At 69.1% G+C, this 25,844-nt stretch carries 24 protein-coding genes and 1 tRNA gene; 12 read left to right on the top strand and 13 right to left on the bottom strand.

Annotation, left to right across the window (positions count from 1 at the left end; translation table 11 throughout):
• Positions 1 to 38: 38 nt before the first annotated feature.
• Positions 39 to 998 carry a Bug family tripartite tricarboxylate transporter substrate binding protein gene (locus tag HHL11_RS15455; protein WP_169419238.1) on the bottom strand — a complete coding sequence of 320 codons (960 nt, stop codon included), beginning with the start codon at positions 996 to 998 and terminating at the stop codon, positions 39 to 41.
• 99 nt (positions 999 to 1,097) lie between these two features.
• On the opposite strand from HHL11_RS15455, the gene HHL11_RS15450 reads away from it, so the two are divergent.
• The 3 genes from HHL11_RS15450 to HHL11_RS15440 are packed head-to-tail and all read left to right on the top strand — an operon-like array spanning position 1,098 to position 3,612.
• A complete protein-coding gene (locus HHL11_RS15450; protein WP_169419237.1) occupies positions 1,098 to 1,784 on the top strand; it encodes a response regulator transcription factor in 687 nt (228 codons plus the stop codon).
• Positions 1,781 to 3,190, top strand: coding sequence for a sensor histidine kinase (locus tag HHL11_RS15445; protein WP_169419236.1), 1,410 nt, complete (start codon positions 1,781 to 1,783; stop codon positions 3,188 to 3,190). The genes HHL11_RS15450 and HHL11_RS15445 overlap by 4 nt, the downstream gene beginning before the upstream one ends.
• Positions 3,190 to 3,612, top strand: coding sequence for an RNA-binding S4 domain-containing protein (locus HHL11_RS15440; protein ID WP_169419235.1), 423 nt, complete (start codon positions 3,190 to 3,192; stop codon positions 3,610 to 3,612). The genes HHL11_RS15445 and HHL11_RS15440 overlap by 1 nt, the downstream gene beginning before the upstream one ends.
• Positions 3,613 to 4,002: 390 nt before the next feature.
• Here HHL11_RS15440 and HHL11_RS15435 read toward each other — a convergent pair whose 3' ends face one another.
• The 10 genes from HHL11_RS15435 to cysS all read right to left on the bottom strand — a co-directional run bounded on the left by HHL11_RS15435 (position 4,003) and on the right by cysS (position 13,139).
• Entirely contained in the window at positions 4,003 to 4,179 is a 177-nt protein-coding gene (locus HHL11_RS15435) for a hypothetical protein (protein WP_169419234.1), read from the bottom strand.
• 58 nt (positions 4,180 to 4,237) lie between these two features.
• Positions 4,238 to 5,395 carry a ferritin-like domain-containing protein gene (locus HHL11_RS15430; RefSeq protein WP_240980087.1) on the bottom strand — a complete coding sequence of 386 codons (1,158 nt, stop codon included), beginning with the start codon at positions 5,393 to 5,395 and terminating at the stop codon, positions 4,238 to 4,240.
• Positions 5,396 to 5,405: 10 nt separating this feature from the next.
• The gene (locus HHL11_RS15425) at positions 5,406 to 6,266 is read right to left on the bottom strand and encodes a phosphate/phosphite/phosphonate ABC transporter substrate-binding protein (protein WP_169419232.1); all 861 of its coding nucleotides are present in this window, start codon (positions 6,264 to 6,266) and stop codon (positions 5,406 to 5,408) included.
• Between the two features lie 10 nt (positions 6,267 to 6,276).
• The gene (locus HHL11_RS15420; RefSeq protein ID WP_169419231.1) at positions 6,277 to 7,395 is read right to left on the bottom strand and encodes an acyl-CoA dehydrogenase family protein; all 1,119 of its coding nucleotides are present in this window, start codon (positions 7,393 to 7,395) and stop codon (positions 6,277 to 6,279) included.
• 169 nt (positions 7,396 to 7,564) lie between these two features.
• Positions 7,565 to 7,658, bottom strand: a tRNA-Ser gene (locus HHL11_RS15415).
• A gap of 52 nt (positions 7,659 to 7,710) precedes the next feature.
• Positions 7,711 to 8,979 (bottom strand): aspartate kinase, encoded by a 1,269-nt coding sequence (locus HHL11_RS15410; protein ID WP_169419230.1) that lies wholly within the window; start codon positions 8,977 to 8,979, stop codon positions 7,711 to 7,713.
• A gap of 143 nt (positions 8,980 to 9,122) precedes the next feature.
• Positions 9,123 to 10,133, bottom strand: coding sequence for a tRNA lysidine(34) synthetase TilS (gene tilS, locus HHL11_RS15405; protein WP_169419229.1), 1,011 nt, complete (start codon positions 10,131 to 10,133; stop codon positions 9,123 to 9,125).
• The gene (locus HHL11_RS15400) at positions 10,096 to 11,073 is read right to left on the bottom strand and encodes an acetyl-CoA carboxylase carboxyltransferase subunit alpha (protein WP_169419228.1); all 978 of its coding nucleotides are present in this window, start codon (positions 11,071 to 11,073) and stop codon (positions 10,096 to 10,098) included. Before HHL11_RS15400 ends, tilS begins: the two co-directional genes overlap by 38 nt.
• 42 nt (positions 11,074 to 11,115) lie before the next feature.
• Entirely contained in the window at positions 11,116 to 11,769 is a 654-nt protein-coding gene (locus HHL11_RS15395) for a DNA-3-methyladenine glycosylase family protein (protein ID WP_240980085.1), read from the bottom strand.
• Entirely contained in the window at positions 11,766 to 13,139 is a 1,374-nt protein-coding gene (gene cysS / locus HHL11_RS15390) for a cysteine--tRNA ligase (protein WP_169419227.1), read from the bottom strand. Before cysS ends, HHL11_RS15395 begins: the two co-directional genes overlap by 4 nt.
• 184 nt (positions 13,140 to 13,323) lie before the next feature.
• Between cysS and HHL11_RS15385 the strand changes: the two genes are divergently transcribed.
• The 6 genes from HHL11_RS15385 to HHL11_RS15360 are packed head-to-tail and all read left to right on the top strand — an operon-like array spanning position 13,324 to position 18,319.
• Entirely contained in the window at positions 13,324 to 14,421 is a 1,098-nt protein-coding gene (locus HHL11_RS15385) for a nuclear transport factor 2 family protein (RefSeq protein WP_169419226.1), read from the top strand.
• A gap of 25 nt (positions 14,422 to 14,446) precedes the next feature.
• Positions 14,447 to 15,700 (top strand): L,D-transpeptidase family protein, encoded by a 1,254-nt coding sequence (locus tag HHL11_RS15380; protein ID WP_205964285.1) that lies wholly within the window; start codon positions 14,447 to 14,449, stop codon positions 15,698 to 15,700.
• Complete coding sequence (locus HHL11_RS15375) at positions 15,697 to 16,269, top strand: peptidylprolyl isomerase (protein WP_169419224.1); 573 nt, start codon at positions 15,697 to 15,699, stop codon at positions 16,267 to 16,269. The genes HHL11_RS15380 and HHL11_RS15375 overlap by 4 nt, the downstream gene beginning before the upstream one ends.
• Before the next feature lie 12 nt (positions 16,270 to 16,281).
• Positions 16,282 to 16,788: a peptidylprolyl isomerase gene (locus tag HHL11_RS15370; RefSeq protein ID WP_169419223.1), complete on the top strand. Its 507-nt coding sequence runs from the start codon at positions 16,282 to 16,284 to the stop codon at positions 16,786 to 16,788.
• A gap of 11 nt (positions 16,789 to 16,799) precedes the next feature.
• A complete protein-coding gene (locus HHL11_RS15365) occupies positions 16,800 to 17,570 on the top strand; it encodes a UDP-2,3-diacylglucosamine diphosphatase (RefSeq protein WP_169419222.1) in 771 nt (256 codons plus the stop codon).
• Entirely contained in the window at positions 17,570 to 18,319 is a 750-nt protein-coding gene (locus tag HHL11_RS15360; RefSeq protein WP_169419221.1) for a M90 family metallopeptidase, read from the top strand. The genes HHL11_RS15365 and HHL11_RS15360 overlap by 1 nt, the downstream gene beginning before the upstream one ends.
• 45 nt (positions 18,320 to 18,364) lie before the next feature.
• Here HHL11_RS15360 and HHL11_RS15355 read toward each other — a convergent pair whose 3' ends face one another.
• The gene (locus tag HHL11_RS15355) at positions 18,365 to 21,400 is read right to left on the bottom strand and encodes a DUF349 domain-containing protein (protein WP_425355210.1); all 3,036 of its coding nucleotides are present in this window, start codon (positions 21,398 to 21,400) and stop codon (positions 18,365 to 18,367) included.
• A 963-nt stretch (positions 21,401 to 22,363) separates the two neighbouring features.
• Between HHL11_RS15355 and HHL11_RS15350 the strand changes: the two genes are divergently transcribed.
• From HHL11_RS15350 to nrdR, 3 genes are all read left to right on the top strand, one after another.
• Positions 22,364 to 23,197, top strand: coding sequence for a lytic transglycosylase domain-containing protein (locus tag HHL11_RS15350; RefSeq protein ID WP_169419219.1), 834 nt, complete (start codon positions 22,364 to 22,366; stop codon positions 23,195 to 23,197).
• A gap of 246 nt (positions 23,198 to 23,443) precedes the next feature.
• Entirely contained in the window at positions 23,444 to 24,688 is a 1,245-nt protein-coding gene (gene glyA / locus HHL11_RS15345) for a serine hydroxymethyltransferase (protein ID WP_169419218.1), read from the top strand.
• Positions 24,689 to 24,773: 85 nt separating this feature from the next.
• Complete coding sequence (nrdR, locus tag HHL11_RS15340; protein ID WP_169419217.1) at positions 24,774 to 25,223, top strand: transcriptional regulator NrdR; 450 nt, start codon at positions 24,774 to 24,776, stop codon at positions 25,221 to 25,223.
• 9 nt (positions 25,224 to 25,232) lie between these two features.
• Here nrdR and HHL11_RS15335 read toward each other — a convergent pair whose 3' ends face one another.
• On the bottom strand, positions 25,233 to 25,781 hold the full coding sequence (locus HHL11_RS15335; RefSeq protein WP_169419216.1) for a GspH/FimT family pseudopilin: 549 nt from the start codon (positions 25,779 to 25,781) through the stop codon (positions 25,233 to 25,235).
• Positions 25,782 to 25,844 lie beyond the last annotated feature (63 nt).

Here is a 25,844-nt window from a genome sequence, read left to right as displayed (position 1 = left end):
CGCCCGGCGGTGCCGGGCGCAAGCGGGCGTGCGCCCGGTCAGACCATGCCGGCCTTGACCATCACGGCGCGCAGCTGCGCGAATTCGTCGTCCACGAACTTGTCGAAGGCGGGGCCGCTCAGCACGGCCGGCGTCCAGTCGTTCTTCTCCAGCGACTCCTTCCAGGACTTCGTGTTCAGCGACTTCAGCACGGCCTCGGTCAGCGCGGCGCGCTGGGCGGCGGTGATGCCGGGGGCGCCGTAGACGCCGCGCCAGTTGCCCAGCTCGACGTCGATGCCCTGCTCCTTCAGCGTGGGCACGTTCACGCCCTTCAGGCGCTGCGGCGAAGTGACGGCGATGGCCTTCATCTTGCCGGCGTTGATGTACTCGGAGAACTCGCTGTAGCCGCTGCCACCCACGGTGACGTTGCCGCCCAGGATGGCGGCGGTGGCCTCGCCGCCTCCGCGGAAAGCCACGTAGTTGATCTTGGACGGGTCGACGCCGACCTTGGTGGCGATCATGGCCGCGGCGATGTGCTCGGTGGAACCGCGCGAGCCGCCGCCCCACTTGACGCTGCCCGGGTCCTTCTTCAGCTGGGCGACCACGTCCGCCATCGTCTTGAAGGGCGAGTTGGCCGGCAGCACGAAGACGTTGTATTCGCTGGTCAGGCGCGCGACCGGCGTGGCCTGGGACAGGCTCACCGGCGGCTTGCCGGTGATGATGCCGCCCAGCATGACGGCGCCCATCACCATCAGCGCGTTCGGGTCGCCCTTGCTGCCGTTGACGAACTGGGCCAGGCCCAGCGCGCCGGCGGCGCCGCCCTTGTTGTCGAAGGTCACGCTGTCGGCGACCTTGGCTTCCTGCAGCGCCTTGCCCAGCGCGCGGCCGGTGGTGTCCCAGCCGCCACCCGGGTTGGCCGGGATCATCATCTTGAGGTTGGCCGCGGCCCGGGCCGACAGCGGCAGCGCGCCGGCGGCGGCCAGCGCGGCGATGCTCTTGAGAAATTCGTCACGACGCATTTGTTGTCTCCTGAATGGAACCTGACCAATGGTGCCGTCCGTGGCTGTCAATCTGCTGTCCGGCGGCATTAGGGAAAGTGCTAGGGTCTCTCTTTGGTTATGGTCATGGACATGAAGTTGCTGCTGGTCGAGGACGACCCGTCGATGCAGACGGCGCTGAAGCGCACGCTGACCAATCGCGGCATGGAGGTCGAAGTGTGCAGCGACGGCCGCGTGGCGCTGGAGCGCTGGAAGGCCGCGCCGCCGGATGTCGTGATGCTGGACCTCACCCTTCCCGGCATGGACGGCCTGCTGGTGCTGGAGGAAGCCCGCAAGGCCGGCGTGCGCACGCCGGTGCTGATCCTGACGGCGCGCGGCACCGTCGGCGACCGCGTCATCGGCCTCAACACCGGCGCCGACGACTACCTGCCCAAGCCTTTCGACCTCGACGAACTGGAAGCGCGCCTGCGCGCCCTGCACCGCCGCCGCGCGAGCGCCCCGGAGCCGGCCGAAGCGCCCGGCCTCGGCGGCCTGCGCTGGGACCGCGAGAGCGGCGCCATCTATTGGCGCGACGAGATCCTGGAACTGGCGCCGCGCGAATCGGCGCTGGTGCAGGCGCTGCTGGCCCGGCCCGGCCACGCGGTGCCCAAGGAGCGCCTGTTCGAGCTGGTGTTCCCCGGCGAGGCCGACGTGCACTACGAAGCGATCGAGGTGGTGGTCTACCGCCTGCGCAAGAAGCTCGCGCCGACCGGCATGAAGCTGGTGACGCTGCGCGGCCTGGGCTACCTGCTCAAGCCAGGCGAATGACGCGCGCGCTGTCGCTGCGGCGCTACCTGCTGGCCGGCATCCTGCTGCCGGTGGCGCTGCTCGTCCTGGTCAATTCGATCACGTTGTACCGGCAGGCCCTGGCGGCGGTGAACACCGCCTACGACCGCACCTTGCTGGCCTCGGCCAAGTCCATCGGCGAACAGCTGGACGTGTTCGGCTACGACGACGCTGCGGTGCTGCGCGCCACGGTGCCCTACGCGGCGCTGGACACCTTCGAGGCGGACAACCAGAGCAAGCTCTATTACCGGGTGTCCAACACCCGGGGCGACCTGGTCTCAGGCTTCGAGGACCTGCCCGTCTGGCACGGCACCATCCCGATCAAGAGCGCCTATGCCGCGCTGGTGGACTTCTACGACGCGCGCTTCCGCGACCAGGACGTGCGCGTCGCCGTGCTGCTGCAGCCCGTGGCCAGCGACACCGGCCGCGGCATGGCCGTGGTGCAGGTGGCCGAGACCTTGCAGCTGCGGCGCACCCTCACGCGCAAGATCCTGTTCGACTTCCTGCTGCAGCAGCTGCTGCTGGTGGCGGTGATCGCGCTGGTGGTGGTGCTGGTCGTGCAGCGCGCCACCCGGCCGGTGCGCAGCCTCAGCAAGGAGCTGCAGGCGCGGCCTGAAGGCGACCTGACGCCGCTGGAAAGCGCCGGCGCGCCGCGCGAGCTGCTGCCGCTGGTGGAGGCGACCAACGAAGTGATGGCGCGGCTGGCCCACCTGCTGGAACACCAGAAGCGTTTCGTGCGCGACACGGCGCACCAGCTGCGCACGCCGCTCGCCGTGCTGAAGGCGCAAGCGCAGTCGGCGCGGCGCGGCGACGTCGGCCCGGACCAGGCGCTGCAGGAAATCAACGACACGGTGGACCGCGCCACGGCGCTGGCGAACCAGATGCTGTCCCTGGCCAAGGTGGAACAGCTGAGGCAGCAGGGTGAAGCGCCGGTCACGGACTGGGCCCAGGTGATGCGCACGGTCGCGCTGGACCTGTCGCCGCTGATCGCCGACAAGGACCTCGACTTCGAGATCGAAACCCAGCCGGCGCCGGTGCGGGCGCACCAATGGATGCTCAGCGAGCTGTCGCGCAACCTGCTGCACAACGCCATCAAGCACAGCCGGGCCGGCGGCCCGCTGGCCGTGCGCATCTCGGCCGGCCAGGGCGCCGCTGCGCTGGAGGTCGCCGACAGCGGCCCGGGCGTGGCGCCGGAGCTGCAGCCGCGGCTGTTCCAGCCCTTCTCCGCCGGCGACGTGCGCAGCGGTTCGGGCCTGGGGCTGGCGATCTGCCACGAGATCGTCCGCGCGCTCGGGGGCAGCATCCAGCTTGAAAACCGCATGCGGCGCAACCACGTGGAAGGGCTGCTGGCCACGGTACGCTTGCCGCTGGCGGAAAATGGGGACTGATGGAAAGACTGCGGATCGACAAATGGCTCTGGTGCGCGCGCTTCTTCAAGACGCGCAGCCTGGCCTGCGATGAGATCGACAAGGGGCGGGTCCAGGTGAACGGCCAGGACGTGAAGCCCGCGCGCGAGGTGAAGGTGGGCGACACCGTGGCCATGCGGCGCGAAGGCGTCACGCGCACTGTTGTCGTCAAGGGCCTGTCCAACATGCGCGGCCCGGCGCCGGTGGCGCAGCAGCTCTATGAGGAAACGCCGGAGAGCATCGCCGAGCGCGAACGCGCCGCGGAGCGGCGGCGCCTCGCGCCCGAGCCGGCGGCGGCCATCGAGCACGGCCGGCCGACCAAGCGCGATCGCCGGGACCTGGACCAGCAGAAGGGCTGGGGCGACCGCTGGAGCGCGTCGGTCGACGACGACGACAAGCGGTGACCCGGCTTTTTGTCGGAAACGGCTGACCCGCGTTCGTGCCCCGCTCTGTCATGGCCGCGTCATGAAGCGGCCCATACTTTCTCCCACTGCAGTCACACACAAGCGCGATGGCAGGGAAGCAGAAGTACAGGGACAGAGACAGAAAAATGAGCGAAACGAGAACAGCATCGATGCTGCAGCGGGTGCCGGCGATCCTGGCAGTGACGGCCCATTCGTATGGCCTCACCTTCGACGCCGACCGCCCCCGCAGGCCGCAGGCGGGCAGTGGCCGCAGGCGTGTTGCCCGGGACAAGATGCCCGGCGACAAGCCAATGGCACACGACCGCTAGGGCGCGTCAGGGAGATAAGAAGAAAAAGAGAAAGGGCCGCCCGAGGGTGGCCCTTTTCATTTCAGCGGCCCTTGCGCTCGCGCGCCCGGCGCACCTGCCGGCTCTCGCCGACCCGCTGCTGCGCCGTTTCCTTCTGCTGCCGCTTCCTGCGCCAGGCGCGCGACAGCATGCGCGCGACCAGGAAGGTGAGTGCGGAAGTGAAGACCAGCACGAGCGTGCTGGTGAGATCGAAAGGCATGGGGGAAGCTGGACGTCAGTGAAAAGATGCAGCCGCAGCATAACGCAGCGGCGCGTCCTCACATGAAATTGCGCGTGTGCAGTTCCGCCAGCGCGCCGGCCCGCTCCGCCTCGAAACCCAGTCGCACCAGCCGCATGCGCCGGCCCTGTGCCATCTCCCGCTTCAGCAACTGCACCTTGGCGAAACCCTCACGCAGCTCGGACGCCTGCAGGCCGCCGGCGGCCAGCAGCACCAGCGCGTCGAACACCTCCTCGTTGAGGCCGGCGCCGGTCGAGAGTTCGTCGTAGCGCTGCTCGATGGCAGCCTGCAACGCGCCGCGGTAGCCGGGCTCGCGGGCCAGCCGGTATTCGAGGTGCGACATGCCGAAGGCGACGTGCCGCGCCTCGTCGCGCACCACCAGCCGAGCGATCTGGCGCGTGACCGGGTCGGGCGCATGCGCCTGCAGGAAACCCAGCAGGTTGACGAAACTGCCCTCGCCCAGCACCGACAGCAGCAAGGCGCTGGTGGAGAAATCCGGGCTGTCGAACAGCGTGCGCAAGGACGCCTGCCCGCCCGCGCCGGACAGCGCCGGGTTGGCCCGGTGCAGCAGCGCGCGCCGCGTGAACACCTCGACGTGCCGCGCTTCGTCCGCGCACTGGATCGCCAGCAGCTGCATCACTTCGCGGAAATGCGGATGCACCTGGCCCAGGTGGCGCGCCGGCACCAGCAGCGCCGCGTTCTCGTTCTCGACCAGGTAGGTCATCACCTGGACGACCGCGTCCTCCACCGCCTCGGGCAGCACGAAGTCCTGCCGCCAATCGATCGCCGTTTCCGGATCCCATTGCGAGGCCAGCGCCTGCCGGTACAGCGCCGCGGCGTTCTCGGCCCAGACCGCGGTCTTCTCGTCGAGGCGGAACACGAACCCGGGGCTGCCCGCTTCGACCTGCGCGCCGCGGGCCGCGAGGCCCCAGACGGGGGGCGCACGTTCGGCCAGGGCGCCGACCGCGTCCAGGCTGGCCTGGCCCGCCTGCGCGGCGCCGGCCCAGCGGCCTTGCTGGAACGGCCCGCGCGTCACCAGCACATGGTCCGAACAGGTCTCGGCAGCGTGCCCGTGCTGGCGGCACCAGGCGAGCAGCGGCACGTCCCAATGCGGACCGCTGCCGTCCACGCGCAGCGTTTCACCGGGCTGCACTTCGGCCAGCGCGCGCTTCACCAGCAGGTGCGCGCCCTGGTCCATGCCGAGGGCGTCAATAGCGATAGTCGCGCGCGGTGATGCGTCCGGCGGCGTCATAGAAGCCCTCGTCGGTGGCCGCGCGCTCCAGCGCCGTGTAGCCGGAGGTGCGGCCCGGCAGCCATTGCTTCAGGCCTTCCAGTTCCAGCAGCGGACGCACCGCCGGATCGTCCCAGCGCATCTCCATCAGCAGCGCCGTGAAGCTGCGCACCTGCGCCTCGGGCGCGCCCGGGCTCACGGTGAAGTTGCAGTGGTCGAAGGGCGCCGTCCGGTCCAGGATGGTGGTCGCGCCTGCGGGCAAGGTGCCGTCGGCAGAGAAGGCGAGGTAGTTGCCGTCGATCATCCACGCGGCGTCGACCGCGCCGTCCACCAGCGCCTGCGCCGCATCGCGCTCGCCGCCCACGTGGTCGCCATGCTTGCCGCCCAGGACGTCGAACAGGCGCGGCGCATAGTCACGCCCGGCCACCAGGCCCGCACGGCGCAGGTGGTCCAGCGGCAGCAAGGTGGCCTGCGGCGAATCGACCGCGCCGAAGCCGATGCGCCTTCCGTGCAGGTCGTCCAGCGTGGCGACGCCGGCGCCGCTGCGCACGGCCAGCACCGAGCGCAGGTCGCGGTCACTGTCACGCATCGCCACCGCCTGCACTTCCAGCCCGCGCGCCGCCCCGATGCGCCGCGCTCGCACCCAAGCCAGGGGTGAGTTCCAGGCCACCGCGACGTTGCCCGCGAACTGCGCCTCCACCTGCCGCTCGTAGTTGGAATACAGCACGTAGTCGAAGGGCAGCCCGTGCTGCACGAAGAAGGCCTTGAAGCCTTCCCAGATGGTCACGACCTTGGGGGCGTAGGCGACGGCGCCCAGGACCAGCGTGCAATCTTCCATGGTTCGGCTTTCAGAACAGCGGCAGGCCGGTGATGGCCTTGCCGATGAAGTCGTACAGCACGTCGGTGGTCGGCGCCATCACGTGGGCGGCGCGGGCGTCGCGGAACAGGCGCTCGATGCCCAGGTCCTTGCGGAAAGCGGCGCCGCCGCACACGCGCATGGCGATGTCGGTCACCTCCAGCGCGCTTTCGGCCGCCGCGCACTTGACCTCCAGCACGCGCAGCATCGTGTCGGGGCGATTGGCGGCGATCGCGGCCAGCGTGTCCTGCAGCAGGCAGTTGGCCATGTCGGTCTTGATGCGGCCGCGCGCCAGGTAGGCGCGGATCGTCGGCAGGTCGGCCAGCGAGCTTCCGAGGTGCTGGTGGCGCGTCTTGCCGGCGTGGGCGCAGGCACGCTCGATCGACCCTTCCATGATGCCCACCGAGGCCGATGCGTTGAGTACGCTGAACCAGGGCAGCACCACGCCCATCATCAGGTCGAAGCCCTTGCCGTCCTCGCCGATGCGCAGCTCCGCGGGGATGCGCACGCCTTCCGCCGTGATCGGCGAGGACGCATTGCCGCGCAGGCCCAGGCCGTCGAAGGCGCCCGGCTGGGTGAGGCCAGGCAGGCGCGCATCCACCAGCCACAGCGTGCTCGCCCCTTCGGCTGCCAGCGGCTTGCTGGACCAGACATACGAGTCCGCCTCGAAGGCGGAAGTCGCGAAGCTCTTGCGGGCGTCGAGCACGACCTCCGCACCGTCGCTCCGGGCCGTGCTGGCCGGCGCCCAGAAGTGGCTGCGCGATTCGGCTTCGCTGAAAGCCAAGGTGCTCAGGTGCTTGCCCGCGGCGATGGCCTGCCGCGCTTCACGCGGTCCAGCCGCCTGCTCCAGCACCGCGGTGGCGCAGTAGTGCATGCAGACGACCATGGCCGTGGAGGGGCAGGACTGGCCGAGCCGCCGCACGACGCGGCTGGCCTCCGCCAGGCCCAGGCCGGCGCCGCCGACTTCAGGGCTGCTGACCAGGCCCAGCAGGCCCGCGTCCTGCAGCGCCTGGATGCCGGCGCGCGGAAAGGCGGCCTGCCGGTCGGTGACGGGCGCCAGCTCCGCGATGGTGCTGGCGATGACGGAGTCGAGTGCGGCAACGTAGTCCACGAGGAATCCTCCCGTACGGAAGAACGAGCGTGGCGCGAGCTGCTCGCGGACGCTTCATGGACTGCGGGGGACGGGCCGTCGAGTGCCGGCGGATTTTGGCACCGCGTCCGCGCACGGACAAGCGGGGCAAAAAAAAGAAGCCCAGGCATGCCTGGGCTTCTTCTCGAACTGGCGGAGCGACAGGGATTCGAACCCTGGATGCAGGTTTTTGCCCGCATACTCCCTTAGCAGGGGAGCACCTTCGGCCACTCGGTCACCGCTCCGAAGGACTGCATTATGCCTCAATGAGGCAGCGCTGCAGCCCGCAATGCCGACTTATTGCGCCGGCTGGTCGAGGTCGAACGCGCGATGCAGCGCGCGCACGGCCAGTTCCATGTACTTCTCGTCGATGACGACGGAGGTCTTGATCTCGCTGGTGGAGATCATCTGGATGTTGATGCCCTCTTCCGACAGCGAGCGGAACATCTTGGAGGCGATGCCCACGTGGCTGCGCATGCCGATGCCGACGATGGAGACCTTGCAGATCTTGGTGTCGCCGTTGATGCGGTCGGTGCCCAGCGCGGGCAGCACCTTGGTCTTCAGCACGTCCACGGCGCGCGCGTAGTCGTTGCGGTGCACGGTGAAGCTGAAGTCGGTCTTGCCGTCGTGGCTGACGTTCTGGATGATGACGTCGACCTCGATGTTGGCGTCGGCCACGGCGCCGAGGATCTGGAAGGCGATGCCGGGGCGGTCGGGCACGCCCAGGATCGAGATCTTCGCTTCGTCGCGGTTGAAGGCAATGCCGGAGACAACGGCCTGTTCCATTTTCTCGTCTTCCTCAAAAGTGATCAGCGTGCCGGAGACCGCTTCTTCCTCGATGGGGATGTCCCACGGAGTGAAGCTGGACAGCACGCGCAGCGGCACCTGGTACTTGCCGGCGAATTCCACGGAACGAATCTGCAGGATCTTGGAGCCCATCGAGGCCATTTCCAGCATTTCCTCGAAGCTCACGGTCGCGAGGCGGCGCGCTTCGGGCACCACGCGCGGGTCGGTCGTGTAGACGCCGTCGACGTCGGTGTAGATCAGGCACTCGTTCGCCTTCAGCGCCGCCGCCACCGCGACCGCCGAGGTGTCGCTGCCGCCGCGGCCCAGCGTCGTGATGTTGCCTTCGCCGTCCACGCCCTGGAAGCCGGCGATGATCACGACCTTGCCGGTGTCCAGGTCCTTGCGGACGCGCTCGCCGGAGATCGACTCGATGCGGGCCTTGGTGTACGCGTCGTTGGTCAGGACGGGCACCTGCCAGCCGGCATAGCTGACGGCCGGCACGCCTTCGGCCTGCAGGGCCAGGGCCAGCAGGCCGACGGAGACCTGCTCGCCGGTGGAGGCCAGCATGTCCAGCTCGCGCTGCACGGCCGCATCGACCTTGCCGGGCTGCAGTTCCTTGGCCAGGCCCAGCAGGCGGTTGGTTTCGCCGCTCATGGCGCTGGGCACGACGACCATCTGGTGGCCGGCGCGCACCCACTTGGCCACGCGCTTGGCGACGTTGCGGATGCGCTCGGTCGAGCCCATCGACGTGCCGCCGTATTTGTGAACGATCAATGCCATCGGAATGGGGGAAGTTGGCTGCGGCACCGAAGGGAGCTCGCCAGGTGGCGGGGTGCGCAGAACGCGGGATTATACCTAGCACCCTCGTCGTTCCCGCGAAGGCGGGAATCCAGGGCATTGGACCTGCGCGCAGCGCGCGCAGTTCAGGGGCGCCCTGGGTCCCCGCCTTCGCGGGGATGACGAAAGTCGAGCCGCTCGCCCTGCCGTTCGACGAACCCGGCGCCCATCTTGATGCGGATCTGGTGCCCGCGCGTCCTGCAGTCGGCCACCTGATCGAGCAGTTCTTCCAGCTGCGCGGCGCTCGCGCTGGCGGCGTGCGTCACGCGCAGCCAGTGCCGCAGCAGGTTGGCCTGGCGCGCACGCGGCAGCACCTGCAAGGCCGTGATCGCCGGCACGCCGCCCATGCGCGCGAGGTCTTCGGCGGCCACGCCTTCGAGCAGCTCCTGCGCCTGCGCCGCATGGCGCGAGGCCCGAGCAAAAGTTTCGCGGTATTGCGGAAAGGCGTCTTCCAGCGCCGGCAGCAGCAGGTGGCGGATGCGATTGCGCGTGAAGGCGATGTCGCTGTTGGTCGGATCCTCGACCACCGCGATGCCCTGCTCCGCCACCCAGTCGCGGATGCCCTTGGCGGGCAGAGCCAGCAAGGGCCGCACGAACACCATGCCATCGCGCTGGAACACCGGCGCCATCGCCGCCATGCCGGGCAGGCCCGCGCCCCGGCTCAAGGCCAGCAGCAAGGTCTCGACCTGGTCGTCGGCATGCTGGCCCAGCAGCACGGCCTGCAGGCCGGCATCGCGCGCGGCACGCGCGAGCGCGCCGTAACGCGCGTTGCGCGCCGCATCCTCCGGGCTCTCGCCCGGCGCGTTGCGCGCGGCGACGCGCCGCACCTGCAGGGGTACGCCGAGCGACTCGCAGACGGCGCGGCAATGCGCCTCGAAATCATCCGCCGCAGCCTGCAGCCCATGGTGCACGTGGATGGCATGCACCTGCCCCGGCCAGCGTTCGGCCGCGGCGAGCAGGAGGACGGTGGAATCGGCGCCGCCGCTATACGCGACCGCCAGGGGCAGCGGGAGCTGCAACCCGGCCAACGCGACGCGCGCCGGGTTGCCCGCCGGAGGATCAGGCGGCTTCGGCCTTGGTGTCGGAGTAGCGGCCATAGCTTTGCAGCCGCTCGTAACGCCGTTCCAGCAGTTCGCGCACCTTCAGGTCGCTGACCTGGCGCCAGGCGTCGTTCAGCGCGCGCTTCAGGAAGGCCGCCATCTGCTTGGTGTCGCGGTGGGCGCCGCCCACCGGCTCGTTGACGATCTTGTCGACGAGGCCCAGCGCCTTCAGGCGGTGCGCCGTGATGCCCATGGCATCGGCCGCTTCCTGCGCCTTCTCGCTGGTCTTCCACAGGATGGACGCGCAGCCTTCGGGCGAGATCACCGAGTACACGGAGTACTGCAGCATCAGCACCTGGTCGGCCACCGAGATGGCCAGCGCGCCGCCGGAGCCGCCTTCGCCGATCACCGTGGTGATGATCGGCACTTCCAGCTGCGCCATCTCGAAGATGTTGCGGCCGATGGCTTCCGACTGGCTGCGCTCCTCGGCGTCGATGCCGGGGTAGGCGCCCGGCGTGTCGACGAAGGTGAACACCGGCAGCTTGAACTTTTCGGCGGTCTTCATCAGCCGCAGGGCCTTGCGGTAGCCCTCGGGCCGGCTCATGCCGAAGTTGCGCGCGGCGCGCTCCTTGGTGTCGCGGCCCTTCTGGTGCCCCAGCACCATGCAGGCGTTGCCGTTGAAGCGCGCCAGGCCGCCGACGATCGACTGGTCGTCGGCGAAATGGCGGTCGCCGTGCATCTCCACGAAGTCCGTGAAGATCTCGTTGACGTAGTCCAGCGTGTACGGCCGCTCCGGGTGCCGTGCGATCTTGGTGATCTGCCACGGCGAGAGCTGGCTGTAGATGTCCTTGGTCAGCTGCTGGCTCTTCTTGCCAAGCTGCTCGATTTCCTCGGAGATGTCCACCGCAGACTCGGTCTGCACGTAGCGCAGTTCCTCGATCTTGGTTTCCAGCTCCGCGATCGGCTGCTCGAAGTCCAGGAAGGTTCGTTTCGCCAAGCGTGTGCTCCTCTCTTGTGCCCTAACGCGCCGGCTGAGCCATCAGATGGCCACCGGCAGCGGGTCGAGCGATCTCCAAATATACCAAGTCGCCGCGCTGCAATAGGGGGCCCAGGCGGCGGCCACTTCCCGGGCGTCGCTGCGACTGACCGGGTCTCCCGAGAAATAGTTCTTGCTGATGCCGGTGATGAGGCCCACGTCGTCCAGCGGCAACACGTTGGGCCGCATCAGGTGGAAGATCAGGAACATTTCGGCGGTCCAGCGGCCGATGCCGCGGATTCCGACCAGTTCGCCGATGATCTCCTCGTCCTCCATGGCGCGCCACGATTCGACGTGGACCGCACCGGAGTCGAAGTGCAGCGCCAGGTCCACCAGGTACTCGATCTTGCGCGCCGACAGGCCGGCGGCGCGCATGTCGTCCACCTTCAGCTTCAGCACGTTGGCCGGCGTCATGCGCTTGGGCAGCGCGGCGAAGCGCTCCCACACGCTCTGCGCCGCCTTCACCGAGATCTGCTGGCCGACGATGCTGCGCGCCAACGTGGTGAAGGCGTCACCGCGCGACTCCAGGCAGGCGGTGCCGAACTGCGGGATCAGCCGCTTCATCACCCGGTCGCGCCGGGTCAGGTACTTGCGCGCCTCGTCCCAGTATTCCGGAATGACGAGGACGGGCTTTTCGGGGCTGGGTGCGACGCTCAAGACGCCGCCTCCCAGGTCGTGCCGGCCGCGGAGTCTTTCAGGACGACGCCCTTTGCCAGCAGTTCCTTGCGGATGCGGTCGGCCTCCGCGAAGTCTTTCGCCTGTTTTGCCGCGGCGCGCGCGTCGATCATCTGCTGGATGCTCGTTTCGTCCAGCGTCGCACCGGCGCGCAGGAAGGCCTTCGGGTCGTCCTGCAACAGGCCCAGTGTGCCGGCCAGCGCCTTCAGCAGGCCGGCGGCGTGGGCAGAGCGCGATCGGTTCACCTCGGTCGCCAGGTCGAACAGCACGGCCACCGCATCCGAGGTGCCGAAGTCGTTGTCCATCGCCGCCTTGAAGCGCACTGCATAAGCATCGTTCCAGTCGACCCCCACGTCAGCCGGCGCCACTGCATCGAGTGCCGTGTACAGGCGCTTGAGCGAGTTGCGGGCGTCGTCCAGGTGAACGTCGCTGTAGTTCAGCGGGCTGCGGTAGTGCGTGCGCGCGATGAAAAAGCGCACCGTCTCGGCGTCGAACTTCTGCAGCACCTCGCGGATGGTGAAGAAGTTGCCCAGCGACTTCGACATCTTCTCGTTGTCGATGTTGACGAAGCCGTTGTGCATCCACGTCGTCGCCAGCGGCACGCCGTTGGCGCCTTCGCTCTGCGCGATCTCGTTCTCGTGGTGCGGGAACTGCAGGTCGGCGCCGCCGCCGTGGATGTCGAAGGTGTCGCCCAGCAAGGCGCACGCCATCGCGGAGCACTCGATGTGCCAGCCCGGGCGGCCGTTGCCATAGGCGCTGGCCCATTGGGCGTCCTGCGGTTCGTCCGGCTTGGCGGACTTCCACAGCACGAAGTCCAGCGGGTCTTCCTTGCCTTCCAGCACGGCGACGCGTTCGCCCGCGTGCAGTTCGTCGAGCGACTTGCCCGAGAGCTTGCCGTAGCCGGGGAAGCGGCGCACGGCGTAGTTGACGTCGCCGCCGGCGCGGTAGGCGAGCCCCTGGTCCTCCAGCTTGCGCACGATGTCCAGCATCTGCGGCACGTAGTCGGTGGCGCGCGGGTCGTGGGTGGGACGCTCGATGCCCAGGGCGTCGAAATCGCGGTACATCTCGGCGATCATGCGGTCGGTCAGCGAACGCACGGTCTCCTTGTTCTCGAGGGAGCGGCGGATGATCTTGTCTTCGATGTCCGTGATGTTTCGCACGAACGTCACCTTGTAACCGGAGGCCTTCAGCCAGCGCTGCACGATGTCGAAGGCGATGCCGGAACGGGCATGGCCCACGTGGCACAGGTCGTAGACGGTCATGCCGCACACGTACATGCGCACGTGTCCGGGCTCAAGCGGCGAAAAGTCCTCCAGGGCACGCGTCAGCGTGTTGTAGATGCGCAGGCTCATTGTGGAATGTGGGTGGCACCGTCGGGACGTCACAGGGGGCGCTGGGCGCCGGTTCCGCGGGCCGGTGTGTCTTGTTCTAGCAGCAGCGGAATGTTCCGCTCTGGCGGCCCCGGCTACAATCGGCCAGCAGTATATAGCCCCCTGTGAGGGCTTGTCATTGCGGTTGGAGTACCCCAGAGGCCTTATGACGCTTGCGCGACCCACGATTCCAAGAACACTAGTCCTCGCCGTCCTGACCGCCGCCCTGCTGGCGGCCGGTGGCCTGGCCCGCGCCGACGATTACAGCGACGTCAACCAGCTGCTGCGCGGCGGCAAGCTGCCCGAGGCGCTTTCCAAGGCCGACCAGTATCTCGCGGGCAAGCCGAAGGACCCGCAGATGCGCTTCATCAAGGGCGTCATCCTCACCGAGCAGGGCAAGACCGGCGAGGCGATCACCACCTTCCAGAAGCTGACCGAGGACTACCCGGAGCTGCCCGAGCCCTACAACAACCTCGCCGTGCTGTACGCCGGCCAGGCGCAGTTCGACAAGGCACGCGCGGCGCTGGAGATGGCGATCCGCACCAACCCCAGTTACGCCACCGCCCACGAGAACCTGGGCGATGTCTACGCCAAGCTGGCCAGCCAGGCCTACAGCCGCGCGCTGCAGCTCGATGCCAGCAACACCGCGGTGCAGCCCAAGCTGGCGCTGATCCGCGAGCTGTTCTCCGCCAACCCCAAGGTGTCCGCCGCCGCTGCCCGCACCGGCGGCGCCATCCCGGCGCCGGCAACCGCCGCCGCGCCCGCGCCTGCCGCGACGAAGGCGCCCACCGGCGGCGCCGTGGTGGCCCAGGCTCCGGCCCCGGCACCTGCCGCCAAGCCGGCCCCGGCCGTCGCCGCAGCCCCGGCCGCCGCGCCCACGCCGGCTCCTGCTCCGGCGGCGCCCGCCGTTGCCGCCGACAAGGCCGCCGCGACCAAGGACGTCGAGGCCGCCGTGCACGCCTGGGCGACCGCCTGGGCCGCCAAGGACATGGGTGGCTACCTCGGCTCCTACGGCAAGGAATTCGACCCGCCAGGCAAGCAGTCGCGCAAGGCCTGGGAAGAAGAACGCCGCGGCCGCATCGTCGGCAAGTCGCACATCGCCGTGAAGATCACCGACCTGAGCGTGTCGGTCAATGGCAACAAGGCCACGGCGCGCTTCAAGCAGGACTACGCCGCCGACGCGCTCAAGGTCAACAGCCGCAAGACGCTGGACCTGGTGAACAACGGCGGCAAGTGGCAGATCGTGCGCGAGAGCACGGGCTGAGCCCGGGACCAGCGTGGCGCCGGCATTGCAGTTGAATCCGCTTCGCACGCTGGGGGTGCTTGCCTGCGCCGCCGGCCTCCTGGTCACCGCCCACGCCGCCCCGCCCCACCTGCACAAGCCTGCCGCCCCGGCGCATCCCGCGCCGGCCGCGGCGCCGCAGGTGCGTGACGGCGAAGCCGAAGCCCGCCTGATCGAGGTCTACAAGCTGATCGGCCAGGCCCGCAGCCGCGAGGCGCTGGCGAAGGCCGAAGTGCTGGTGCGCCAGCACCCCAACTTCCAGCTCGCGCAACTGGTCTACGGCGACCTGCTGATGGCGCAGCAGGGCCCGGTGCGCGCCTTCGGCGACGTGCCCGAAGCCGCCGCCAAGGAAGGCGGCGCGATGCTGGCGGAACTGCGCGAGGAGTCGCAGCTGCGCATGCGCGCGCTGCGCGAGCGGCCGCCGGCCAACGCCATCCCGGCGCAGTTCCTGCAGCTGGCGCCGAAGAACCGCCACGCGATTGCCATCGATACATCGCGTGCCCGCCTCTACCTGTTCGAGAACGAGCCGGGCCAGCCGCTCAAGCTGATCGGCGACTACTACATCTCGGTCGGCAAGCTGGGCATCGAGAAGGCCGAGGAAGGCGACATGCGCACGCCGCTCGGGGTCTACTGGGTCACCAGCAACCTCGACCCGAAGTCGCTGAAGGACTTCTACGGCGCCGGCGCCCTGCCGATCAACTATCCGAACCCCTACGACGCCCGGCGTGGCAAGACCGGCCGCGGCATCTGGCTGCACGGCACGCCGCCGGCGCAATACTCGCGCGCGCCGAAGGCCACCGACGGCTGCGTAGTGCTGTCCAACCCGGATCTCGAGCGCATCATCAAGGCCGTGGAGGTCCGCACGACGCCGGTGGTCATCGCGCCCTCGCTGCGCTGGGTGAACCCCAACAGCGTGGAAACCGATTCGCGCCGCTTCGCCGACGTGCTGACCGCCTGGCGCGAAGCCAAGGCCAGCGGCGACATCAACCGCATGCTGGGCTTCTATACGCCCGACTTCACCGTCAACGGCAAGTCGCGCGCCGACTCGCAGCCGCTGCTGCAGGTGGAACTCAACCGCACCCGAGGCAAGGCGGTGGAACTGAAGGACCTGAGCTACCTGCGCTGGACCGACTCGGCCGACACCATGGTGGTAACCTTCGGAGAAGTCCCCACGGGGTCCCGCACGGGGCCCGTCAAGCGGCAATACTGGGTTCGCCAGGGGCTGCAGTGGAAGATCTTCTTCGAAGGAGTGATCGGTTGAGATTCCCCCTGACGCGCCGCGCTTTCGCGGCGCTGGCGCTCGGCGCCTGCCTGGCCGGCGGTGCCCTCGCCGCGGATGCCCCGCGCGTGAAGCTGGCCACCACGGCCGGCAACATCGTCCTCGAGCTCTACCCGGACAAGGCGCCCAAGACCGTAGCCAACTTCCTGCAGTACGTGGGCGACAAGCACTACGACGGCACGACATTCCACCGCGTCATCAACGGCTTCATGATCCAGGGCGGCGGCTACGACCCCAAGATGGTCGAGAAGCCGACGCGCCCGCCGGTGGCGCACGAAGGCCGTGACGCCTATGCCAAGGGCCTGCGCAACCAGATCGGCACGGTCGCCATGGCGCGCACCAACGATCCGGATTCCGCCACCTCCCAGTTCTTCATCAACGTCGCCGACAACAAGTTCCTCGACCCCACGGTCAAGGAATACGGCTACACCGTCTTCGGCAAGGTCGTCGAGGGCATGGACGTGGTGAACAGGATCAAGGCGGTCCCGACTGGCGCGAACGACGTGCCGCAGACCCCGGTGGTCATCACCTCGGCCACCATCGTCAAGTAAAAGGAAAGAAACATGAATCCGAAGGTCGAACTGCACATCCAGGGCCAGGGCGTCGTCACGCTGGAGCTCGACGAGCAGAAGGCGCCGAAGACCGTCGCCAACTTCCTCAACTACGTGAAGAAGGGCCACTACGACGGCACCATCTTCCACCGCGTCATCAGCGGCTTCATGGTGCAAGGCGGCGGCTTCGCCCCCGGCATGAGCCAGAAGGCCACCGACGCGCCGGTCGAGAACGAGGCCGGCAACGGCCTGAAGAACGACAACTACACCGTCGCCATGGCGCGCACCAACGACCCGCACTCGGCGTCGGCGCAGTTCTTCATCAACGTCGCCGACAACGACTTCCTGAACCACACCTCGCCCACGCCGCGCGGCTGGGGCTATGCCGTGTTCGGCAAGGTGGTGGGCGGCAAGGACGTGGTCGACCGCATCAAGGGCGTGAAGACCGGCCGCAAGGGCTTCCACGACGACGTGCCGAACGACGACGTCGTGATCGAGAAGGCCGTCGTCGTCTCCTGAGCGTGGGCGGCATGGAAGCAGCCCCGCGGGCGCAGGAACTGGTCGCGCCCCAGGGCTGGCGCAGCGTGGAGTTCATCTCCGACCTGCATCTGGAGGCTTCGCAGCCGGCCAACTTCGAGGCGTGGCGCCGCTACATGGCGGCCACGCAGGCCGACGCCGTCTTCATCCTCGGCGACCTCTTCGAAGCCTGGATCGGCGACGACAGCGCCGCCGGGCCGGGGTTCGAGGGCGATTGCGCGGAAGTGCTGCGCGCGGCGACCCGGCAGCGGCCGATATTCTTCCTGCACGGCAACCGCGACTTCCTGCTTGGCGCCGGCTTTGCGGCCACGACCGGCGTGACCCTGCTGGCTGACCCCACCGTGTTCGCCTTCGGCAGCGCCCGCTGGCTGCTGACGCATGGCGATGCGCTGTGCCTGGACGACACCGAATACCAGGCCTTCCGCCGCCAGGTGCGCTCCCCGGCCTGGCAGGCCGCCGTGTTGGCGCGCCCGCTGGCGGAGCGCCGCATGATGGCCAAGGCGATCCGCAGCGAGAGCGAAGACCTCAAGCGCACCGACCGCGAGTACGCGGACGTCGACATGCCCGCGGCCCTGGCCTGGCTGCAGGCCGCCGACGCGGCGGTGATGATCCACGGCCACACGCACAAGCCGCGCGAACACGACCTCGACGCCACTCATCGCCGCATCGTGCTGAGCGACTGGGACCCGCAGGCGCAGCCGCCACGGCGCGAGGCCCTGCGCCTGGCGCGCGACGGCGCCTGGCAGCGCGTCGCCCTGGCCTGATGTTCGGCTGGCTGCGCCGTCGCCGGGAGGCTCCCGCCCTCCCCGACGCGCTGTGGCGCTCGACGCTGGCGGCCTATCCCTTTCTCTCCGAGCGCAGTCCCGAGGACGTCGCGCGGCTGCGCGAGCTGGCGGCGCGCTTCCTGCGGGACAAGGAATTCCACGGCGCCGACGGCCTCGCCATCACCGATGCGATCGCGCTGGCGATCGCCGCGCAGGCGGTGCTGCCGGTGCTGCACCTGGGCCTGTCCTGGTACGACGATTTCGTCGGCATCGTGGTCCACCCCGGCGAAGTCGTGGCGCCCCGCCAGGCGATGGACGAGGTCGGCGTCGTGCACGACTGGGAAGAGCCGCTGGTGGGCGAAGCCATGCCGGGCGGCCCGGTCATGCTCAGTTGGCACGACGTCGCGCATGCCTCGGCCGACAGCGGCTACAACGTCGTGATCCACGAGTTCGCCCACAAGATCGACATGCGCGACGGCGCCTCGGACGGTTGCCCGCCGATGCCGTCGAAACAGGCGCGCCAGCAATGGCTGGCCGTGCTGCAGCCGCAGTACGACGCGTTCCGGGAGAAGGTGATCGTCGCCGAGCGCTTCGGCGGCGAGGAACCCTGGCTGGATCCCTATGGCGCGCAGAGCATCGACGAGTTCTTCGCCGTGGCCTGCGAGGCGTATTTCGTGAACCGGCAGAGGTTCACGAGCGAGTTTCCGGCGCTCGTGCCTCTGTTCGACGGGTTCTTCCAGCCGGTTTGACCCGCACGGGTTGGCAGGTGCGCAGCTGCGCTGCGCACCGCACGCTCACTTGCGCAGCAGCGCCTTCAGCGCATTCTGCAGGCGCCGCGCCGCATTGCCTTCATGCGGCGTCCCCAGCACCTTCGCCACGTCCTGGCCCCAGGTCTCCTGTGGCGAGGGATCGTGCCGGCGCGTCAGCAGCTGCAGTTGCAGCGCGCGGCGCGCGGTGATCTGTTCCGCCGGCGTCGGCACGTCGGCGGCGATCTCCAGCCGCAGCAGCGCCTCGGCCGCATCGCCTCCCGCGGCAGGCTGCGACACCGCCTGCACCCAGGCCTGGCGCACCGGCGTGCTCACGGCCTTCAGTTCCTGGTGGCCCGGCACCTGCTCGCCCACACGCTGTTCCCAGGCGGACATCAGTTGCGTCAGCGCTTCACCGTGCGCCTGCGCCGCCAGCTTGCGCAGGGCGGCCTGCGCGTGCTCCAGCGCCTCGCGCTGCGCGCGGAAGGCGGTGTCGCCCAGGCGCGGGCCCCGGTCCTCGCGATCGCCACGGTCACCCCGGCGATCGTCGCGGCGGTCATCGCGCGGGCCACGGCGGTCGTCCCGGCCACCCGGGGCGCCGGGACGGCGCGAATCGCCGAAACGGCCACCGCGAGCCGGCGCTGCCGGTTCGGCCTTGCGCGCGCCAGGGCGGTCGTCGCCGCGCACGGCCACGACGGGCTTGGGCGGCTGCTTGGCCGGCGCGGCCGGCGCTTCGGCAGCGGCCTCGGCCTCACCTTCGTCGGCCTGGCCTTCGGCGGCCTCGCCTTCCGGCGCGGCGGCTTGTGCCGGCGCGGCAGGCGCGGGAGCCGCAGCAGCGGCATCGCTGTCGCGGGCCCGCAGCGCCTGCTCCAGCGCCGTCATCGCCGTACGGATCTTCTGGGCGTCGCCGCTGGCGGTGGCTTCCTCCACCGCCTTGGACGCTTCCAGCACGGCGCGGTCACGGCCGCTCATGGCGGACGCGGCCTTCTCGCGCTCGGCGGTCTTGCGGTTGAACGCCTCGTCGATCGGCTTGCGGAACGCGTCCCACAGCTTCTGTTCCTGCTTGCGGTCCAGCGGCACGGCCTGGGCTTCGCCCTGCCAACGCTGCTGCAGCGACTTGACGGCATCGATGCGCAGCTGCGGCGCATCACCCAGCGCCCGGGCTTCGTCGATCATCGCGTTGCGGCGCTCGATGGAGGCCTTCTGCGCCTGCTCCAGCGGGGCGGCGGCACGGCCGATCGCGTCCTTCCACTGCGGCTGCAGTTCGGCGAACGCCTTCTCGCTCAGGTGGCCGGCCTCGCGCCAGCGGTCCGAGAACTGGTGCAGCGCGCGGTTGAAGCCCTTCCAGTCGCCACGTTCCGGTTCGGGGTGGGCGGCGGCCCAGGACTTCACTTCCTCGATCAGGGACAGGCGGGTGCCACGGTGCTCGGCGGCCTCGGCCTTCACCTTGTCCAGCCATTCCTGCACCACCTTGTAGGCCTCGTTGCAGGCTTCGTCGAAGCGCTTCCACAGCGCGTGGTTCGGCGGGCCACCCTGGTCCACCTGCTTCCACTGCTCGCGCAGGCTGCGCAGGGTTTCCTGCATCTTGCGGCCGCCGAAACGCGGACGGCGTTGCGGGGCGACGGCGGGAGCCGGGGCAGCATGGCTCGCTTGTGCCTCGGCTGCGGGCTCGGCTTGCGTAGCGGCTCCTTGATCAGGAGCGGCCGCCGATTCGGGAGCTGCCTGGGCTTCGGCCGCAGGTTGCAGTTCGCTGGCAGCCTCTGCAGCGGGCTGCACCGGGGCTTGGGCTTCGGCGGCTTCGACCGCCGGCTGCGTCTCTGCGGACGGGCCGGTTTCAACTGCGGGCTGCGCTTCGACGGCAGGCTGCGCCTCGGCGGCCGGCTGGCCTTCCGCGGCGGCTGGCGCCTGCTCCGTGCCAGCGGGCTGGACGCCCGGCTTCGGCTTCCGGGGCGGACGCGCCGGCTTGGCGGCCGCGCCCGGGGCGGGGACGGTCTCGAACAGCGCTTCGGCCTTGGCCACCAGTTCCTGGCGCAGTTGGTCGGCACGCCAGCGCTGCCAGCCTTCCAGTTCGGTGGCGGCGGTCAGGGCGTTGTGCGCCTGCGTCTCCAGCTTGTCGTCGACCAGCTTGCCGTGCTCCTTCAGCGCGTTGCGCAGCGCATTGGCCGCGCCGGCGCTCGCCTTGCCGTGGCCCTGGGCGATTTCCGCTTCCAGTTTGGAAAGGGCGTCGGTGATGGCGTGGCTGGCCTTGGCGCGCAGTTCCGGGTCGACCTTCGGCTTGGGCGGCTTCGGCGGCTTGGGTGCGGCGGCCGGCGCTTCGGCGGGCAGGCCGCGGGCCTGGCGCAGTTCGTCGGCCCACACCGGCACGGGCGGCAGCGGCGCGCTGGCGTCGTCGGCGGCGGCGATGGCCTGGGCCAGCGCGTTCTGGAACGAATCCCACACCACCTGCAGCTGGCCGCGCGAGGCTTCCAGCAGCGGCGGGAACTTGGTGTCCACGCTGCCCCAGTTGGAATCATCGAGCAGCGCCTGGGCCTGCCCCTGCCATTGCGGCACGTCGGCGCGCAGGGCGTCGGCGGCGGCCTGGGCGTCGCGCCAGGACTTGGTGGACAGGACTTCGATGCGCTGCGCCAGCAGCACCGCCGCCTCGCGCTGCACCTGGACGCGGTTCTGCAGGTCCTCGATGCCCTTGATGCGATCGGCCAGCTGCGTCTTCACGCCAGCCAGCGGCTCGCGGCTCAGGGGCGCGCCGGCCTTGGCGGCATCGCGCTGCCAGGCCATGGCGTCGGCGATGTTCAGCCGCGGCTGGGCCAGCAGGACACGGGCGCGCTCGGCCCATTCGGCGGCGATGGCCTCCTGGCCCTTGGCGCGCTTGATCTCGTCCAGCTTCTCGCGCAGCAGGCGCGCGGCGCCCTTGTCGCGGGCGCTCAGCTCCCGGAACACCTCGTGCATCTGCTCGGTGCTGGGCTGGCTGGCCAGCCACTCGCGCACACGGGCAGCGCGCTCGCCGGACGTCGGCGCGGAAAAGGCACCACCCGTCAGCGCGTCGAGCTGCTGGGTGTCGTGGGGTTTGAGTGAGCTCACGGACAGGAATTCTTCTGGTGGGAAAGGAAAGCCCCCAGGCGGGGGCAAGTGCGTATTCTCGCCGCGAATCGGCTCCGTCGTGCAGATGCCCCGCGAGACCTGCATCGCGCGGCGATTTTCGCTGCTCCAAATAAGAAAGCCCGGACAGGAAGCCTGAAGCCGCCTGCCGGGCTGGACGGTCGACCCATGTCGCCACCGTCTGGGTTCGCAACGTGGAGGTCGATGTCCATGTTGCGCCGGAAGCAATGTATTGCTTCCAAGAGGGGCCGGGGCTGCCACAGACCGTGGCCCTACCGGCTAACACCTGATCGCTCAGGCCCTGTGAAGTTAGATGACGCGCGCGGCGTTTTCAAATCCGAGTTTTCAATGACCGCGGGATGCGCGATTGACCTCCTTGCCTTGACAGGGTCGCACCAGTTTCCTTACGGCCGTAAAAAATCCGGCGGGACCGCCCGTCGCCGCCGCGTCATCCGACAAACGGTTACAGCCGGACCGTCCGGCAAGCCACCGCGCAGTCGGCGTTTCTTGCCCCAATCTGGTGCGCCGACTTGTAACAGACGGTTGTCACCGGGATTCTTTGGCATTCGCGCTCTTATTTTTGTAGCGCGACCCTGCCTTGTCGGACGCTGACCTACAAATTGCCACGGCACATTCCGACCGTGTTGCGGACTCAAACCGGCCTAAATTCTCCAGCCGTTATGTTTCATAGCGTATAAAAAGTGACAGAAACATCCTTGACCTCGTATTTGGCCGCCTGCTAGAGTCCGCCCGTCCCTGGCCGTCGGAGCGCCGGGGACGACCTGAACCCGCTGCCGACCCCGGCTAAGTCGACACCGTGGCGGGCGCCTCCAGCAAGGAGGGCCCCCGGTTTCGATGGCGTACCAATCCAAACGAGGAGCCATGTTGGGACCGTGCTGCTGCCCTCGCAGCGCACACCTCGCATGAATCCGCGCGTAGAAAGGAAGTGCTATGACAGCGTTAGGCAAAGCAGCCTCCGGGCTGCGGACGTTCACCTCCGACGTCGCCCAAGGCTTTTTTGAAATCACGCATAACGGCTTCGCGGTCGTCGGCCTCGCCGTCGTCTTCGCGGTGCTGACCCTGACCGCCCGCCCGGACCTGCGCCAGGCTGGTGAAGGGCAGCTCATGTCCTGGCTGCGGGCCCGCCAGGCCCAGGCCCTGGGCATGGTGCCCGAACTCGATGCGATCGACCGCGCCACCGCGCTCAACCCCAAGGACCTGCCGAAGCAGCAGGCCGCCGTCGCCTACTGGCTCAGCAAGAAGTACCGGGTGGCGCCGGAGCCGATCAGCGCGCTGGTCGCCGAAGCCTACGAGACCGGCAGCCGGACCAAGATGGATCCGACCCTGATCCTGGCCGTGATGGCGGTGGAATCGGGCTTCAACCCGTTCGCCCAGAGCACGGTCGGCGCGCAGGGCCTGATGCAGGTCATGACCGGCGTGCACAGCGACAAGTACGAGAACTTCGGCGGCAAGCTGGCCGCCTTCGACCCCGTCACCAACCTGCGGGTCGGCGTCAACGTGCTGCAGGAATGCATCCAGCGCGCCGGCTCCGTCCAGGCCGGCCTGAAGTTCTACGTCGGCGCGGCCAACCTCACCGACGACGGCGGCTACGCCGACAAGGTGATGGCCGAACACGAGCGCCTGCGCCTGGTGGCTTCCGGCCGCATGGTGCCGCTGGTGCCGCCGGCCGCCCCGGCCCTGCGCACCAGCGCGCCCGGCCCGGCCCTGCCGGCCGTGAAGGAAGAGGCAGCCCGCCCGGTCGCAGGGGCGGAACCGACGATCTGACGGCCAGCCCGCGGCCTCAGTTAAACTTGCGGCCGCACGCGACTGGCGATAGGCGCCCCATCCTCGGGGCGCTGACGTGGACCAACAAACCACTGGGGAGCGTGCCGCAGCCTGCTGGCGGAAAGCCGCTGCGCTGCAGCGCTCATCGCGCTGCTGCGCCTCAGCTTCCCACGCAGGCTTCGATCAGCCGTTCGCCTGGGCAGCCCCGCTGGAAGGCCAGGGGCGCGACGTCCTAGGAACTGCCGCATGTACCACCGCAACATCCTCATCGAACAGACCGACCCCGAACTCTGGGCCGCCATCCAGTCCGAAAACCGCCGCCAGGAAGAGCACATCGAGCTGATCGCCAGCGAGAACTACGCCTCGCCCGCGGTGATGGCCGCGCAGGGCACCCAGCTGACCAACAAGTACGCCGAGGGTTACCCCGGCAAGCGCTACTACGGCGGCTGCGAATTCGTCGACATCGCCGAGCAGCTGGCGATCTCCCGCATCAAGGAACTGTTCGGCGCCGACGCCGCCAACGTGCAGCCGCACTCCGGCGCGCAGGCGAACGAGGCCGTCTTCCTGGCCTTCCTGAAGCCCGGCGACACCATCATGGGCATGAGCCTGGCCGAAGGCGGCCACCTCACCCACGGCATGCCTCTCAATATGAGCGGCAAGTGGTTCAACGTGGTGAGCTACGGCCTGGACAAGAACGAAGCCATCGACTACGACGCGATGGAGCGCAAGGCCCACGAGAGCAAGCCGAAGCTGATCATCGCCGGCGCCTCGGCGTACAGCCTGCGCATCGATTTCGAGCGCTTCGCCAAGGTGGCGAAGGACGTCGGCGCCATCTTCATGGTGGACATGGCCCACTACGCCGGCCTGATCGCCGCGGGCGTCTACCCCAACCCGGTGCCGCACGCCGACGTGGTGACCTCCACCACCCACAAGAGCCTGCGCGGCCCGCGCGGCGGCTTCATCCTGATGAAGTCGCAGCACGAGAAGGCGATCAACAGCGCCATCTTCCCCGGCCTGCAGGGCGGCCCGCTGATGCACGTCATCGCCGCCAAGGCCGTGGCCTTCAAGGAAGCGCTGCAGCCCGAGTTCAAGGCCTACCAGCAGCAGGTGGTGCGCAACGCCCAGGTCGTCGCCGAGACGCTGGTCCAGCGCGGCCTGCGCATCGTCAGCGGTGGCACGCAGAGCCACGTGATGCTGGTCGACCTGCGCGCCAAGGGCATCACCGGCAAGGAAGCCGAAGCCGTGTTGGGCGACGCCCACATGACCATCAACAAGAACGCGATCCCCAACGATCCCGAGAAGCCGATGGTCACCAGCGGCGTGCGCATCGGCACGCCGGCCATGACCACCCGCGGCTTCAAGGAAGAAGAGGCGCGCCAGACCGCCAACCTGGTGGCCGACGTGCTGGAGCATCCGCGTGACCCGGCCAACATCGCCAAGGTCCGCGAGCAGGTCAACGCGCTGACCCGCCGCTTCCCGGTCTACAAATGACAGCCCCCACGGTCGGCGCTACGCGTCCTCCCTGCCCCCCGAGGGGGCGCTTGCTTGCTTGGGGCGGCCCGGCGCTGCGCTCGGCATGAAGTGCCCCTTCTGCGGCCATGCCGACACCCAGGTGGTGGAGACCCGCATGGCCGAGGACGGGGGCTTCATCCGCCGGCGGCGCCAGTGCGCGCACTGCGAGAAGCGCTTCACCACTTATGAGCGGCCGGACGTCACCTTCCCGGCGATCGTCAAGAAGGACGGCCGCCGCATCGAGTACGACCGCGAGAAGCTGCTCGGCTCGATGAAGCTGGCGCTGCGCAAGCGCCCGGTCAGCACGGAGCAGATCGACGGCGCGGTGGAGCGCATCGAGGAAAAGCTGCTGAACATGGGCGTGCGCGAAATCCCCAGCTCGCGGCTGGGCGAGCACGTGATGCGCGAACTGAAGAAGCTGGACAAGGTCGCCTACGTCCGCTTCGCCAGCGTCTACCGCAGCTTCGAGGACGTCGACGAGTTCAAGCACGTGGTCGACGAGATCCGGAAGTAGGCTCCCGCCTCACATGCAGCTTTCCAGCTGCACCTTCTGCACCCGCGGCCTGCCGCCCGCGTTGATGATGATCTGCCGGCCCTCCCCCGGCCCCGCCGAGAGGCGGCACAGCGTGAACGTGCCGGCCTGGAAAGCGCCCGACGCCATGACCGTGCCACCCAGCGGGTGGTAGGACACGTAGCGCGCCAGCGGGTTGTTGGCCGTCAGGCGGTATTGCGGCGGCAGGGGGTTCAGGCGCTGCAGGATCGGCTCGTGCGCCTCGCGCGTCCCGCTGTTGTTAGTGTCCTCGAACAGGATCCAGCCCTGCTCCCACCCGCCCTGCTCCGCGCAGGACTCGCCATCGGGTGACTTGCACACCGCAACCCGCCGGTTGCGCTTGATCGCCTCGCTGCGCGCCAGGAACAGCTGCTGCATCACGTCGTTGGACACGCCCGCCAGCCGCAGGTCGTGCACCATGTCCGTGATCGAGGTGAGCGCCATGGCCAGCAGGCCGCCGAGCACGCTGAAAGTCACGAGCATTTCGGGCAGCGTGAACCCGCGCTGAGTCGTCTTGTCCATGCGGCCACGATAGGAAGCGGGCCGTGGCGCGGCAGTGAACTATGGGCCGCGGCTTCGCGCAGA

This window comes from Ramlibacter agri, assembly GCF_012927085.1.
GTDB classification, from domain to species: domain Bacteria; phylum Pseudomonadota; class Gammaproteobacteria; order Burkholderiales; family Burkholderiaceae_C; genus Ramlibacter; species Ramlibacter agri.
The sequence above is the reverse complement of the archived record's forward strand: the minus strand, read 5'-3'. Positions and strand labels throughout refer to the sequence as shown.

What these genes read in the sequence shown, in the direction of transcription:
- HHL11_RS15455 (WP_169419238.1), bottom strand. Translation starts at nt 998, where the DNA reads ATGCGTCGTGACGAATTTCTCAAGAGCATCGCCGCGCTGGCCGCCGCC.
- HHL11_RS15450 (WP_169419237.1), top strand. Translation starts at nt 1,098, where the DNA reads ATGGTCATGGACATGAAGTTGCTGCTGGTCGAGGACGACCCGTCGATG.
- HHL11_RS15445 (WP_169419236.1), top strand. Translation starts at nt 1,781, where the DNA reads ATGACGCGCGCGCTGTCGCTGCGGCGCTACCTGCTGGCCGGCATCCTG.
- HHL11_RS15440 (WP_169419235.1), top strand. Translation starts at nt 3,190, where the DNA reads ATGGAAAGACTGCGGATCGACAAATGGCTCTGGTGCGCGCGCTTCTTC.
- HHL11_RS15435 (WP_169419234.1), bottom strand. Translation starts at nt 4,179, where the DNA reads ATGCCTTTCGATCTCACCAGCACGCTCGTGCTGGTCTTCACTTCCGCA.
- HHL11_RS15430 (WP_240980087.1), bottom strand. Translation starts at nt 5,395, where the DNA reads ATGGACCAGGGCGCGCACCTGCTGGTGAAGCGCGCGCTGGCCGAAGTG.
- HHL11_RS15425 (WP_169419232.1), bottom strand. Translation starts at nt 6,266, where the DNA reads ATGGAAGATTGCACGCTGGTCCTGGGCGCCGTCGCCTACGCCCCCAAG.
- HHL11_RS15410 (WP_169419230.1), bottom strand. Translation starts at nt 8,979, where the DNA reads ATGGCATTGATCGTTCACAAATACGGCGGCACGTCGATGGGCTCGACC.
- tilS (WP_169419229.1), bottom strand. Translation starts at nt 10,133, where the DNA reads ATGGCCGCTACTCCGACACCAAGGCCGAAGCCGCCTGATCCTCCGGCG.
- cysS (WP_169419227.1), bottom strand. Translation starts at nt 13,139, where the DNA reads ATGAGCCTGCGCATCTACAACACGCTGACGCGTGCCCTGGAGGACTTT.
- HHL11_RS15385 (WP_169419226.1), top strand. Translation starts at nt 13,324, where the DNA reads ATGACGCTTGCGCGACCCACGATTCCAAGAACACTAGTCCTCGCCGTC.
- HHL11_RS15370 (WP_169419223.1), top strand. Translation starts at nt 16,282, where the DNA reads ATGAATCCGAAGGTCGAACTGCACATCCAGGGCCAGGGCGTCGTCACG.
- HHL11_RS15365 (WP_169419222.1), top strand. Translation starts at nt 16,800, where the DNA reads ATGGAAGCAGCCCCGCGGGCGCAGGAACTGGTCGCGCCCCAGGGCTGG.
- HHL11_RS15360 (WP_169419221.1), top strand. Translation starts at nt 17,570, where the DNA reads ATGTTCGGCTGGCTGCGCCGTCGCCGGGAGGCTCCCGCCCTCCCCGAC.
- HHL11_RS15350 (WP_169419219.1), top strand. Translation starts at nt 22,364, where the DNA reads ATGACAGCGTTAGGCAAAGCAGCCTCCGGGCTGCGGACGTTCACCTCC.
- glyA (WP_169419218.1), top strand. Translation starts at nt 23,444, where the DNA reads ATGTACCACCGCAACATCCTCATCGAACAGACCGACCCCGAACTCTGG.
- nrdR (WP_169419217.1), top strand. Translation starts at nt 24,774, where the DNA reads ATGAAGTGCCCCTTCTGCGGCCATGCCGACACCCAGGTGGTGGAGACC.
- HHL11_RS15335 (WP_169419216.1), bottom strand. Translation starts at nt 25,781, where the DNA reads ATGGACAAGACGACTCAGCGCGGGTTCACGCTGCCCGAAATGCTCGTG.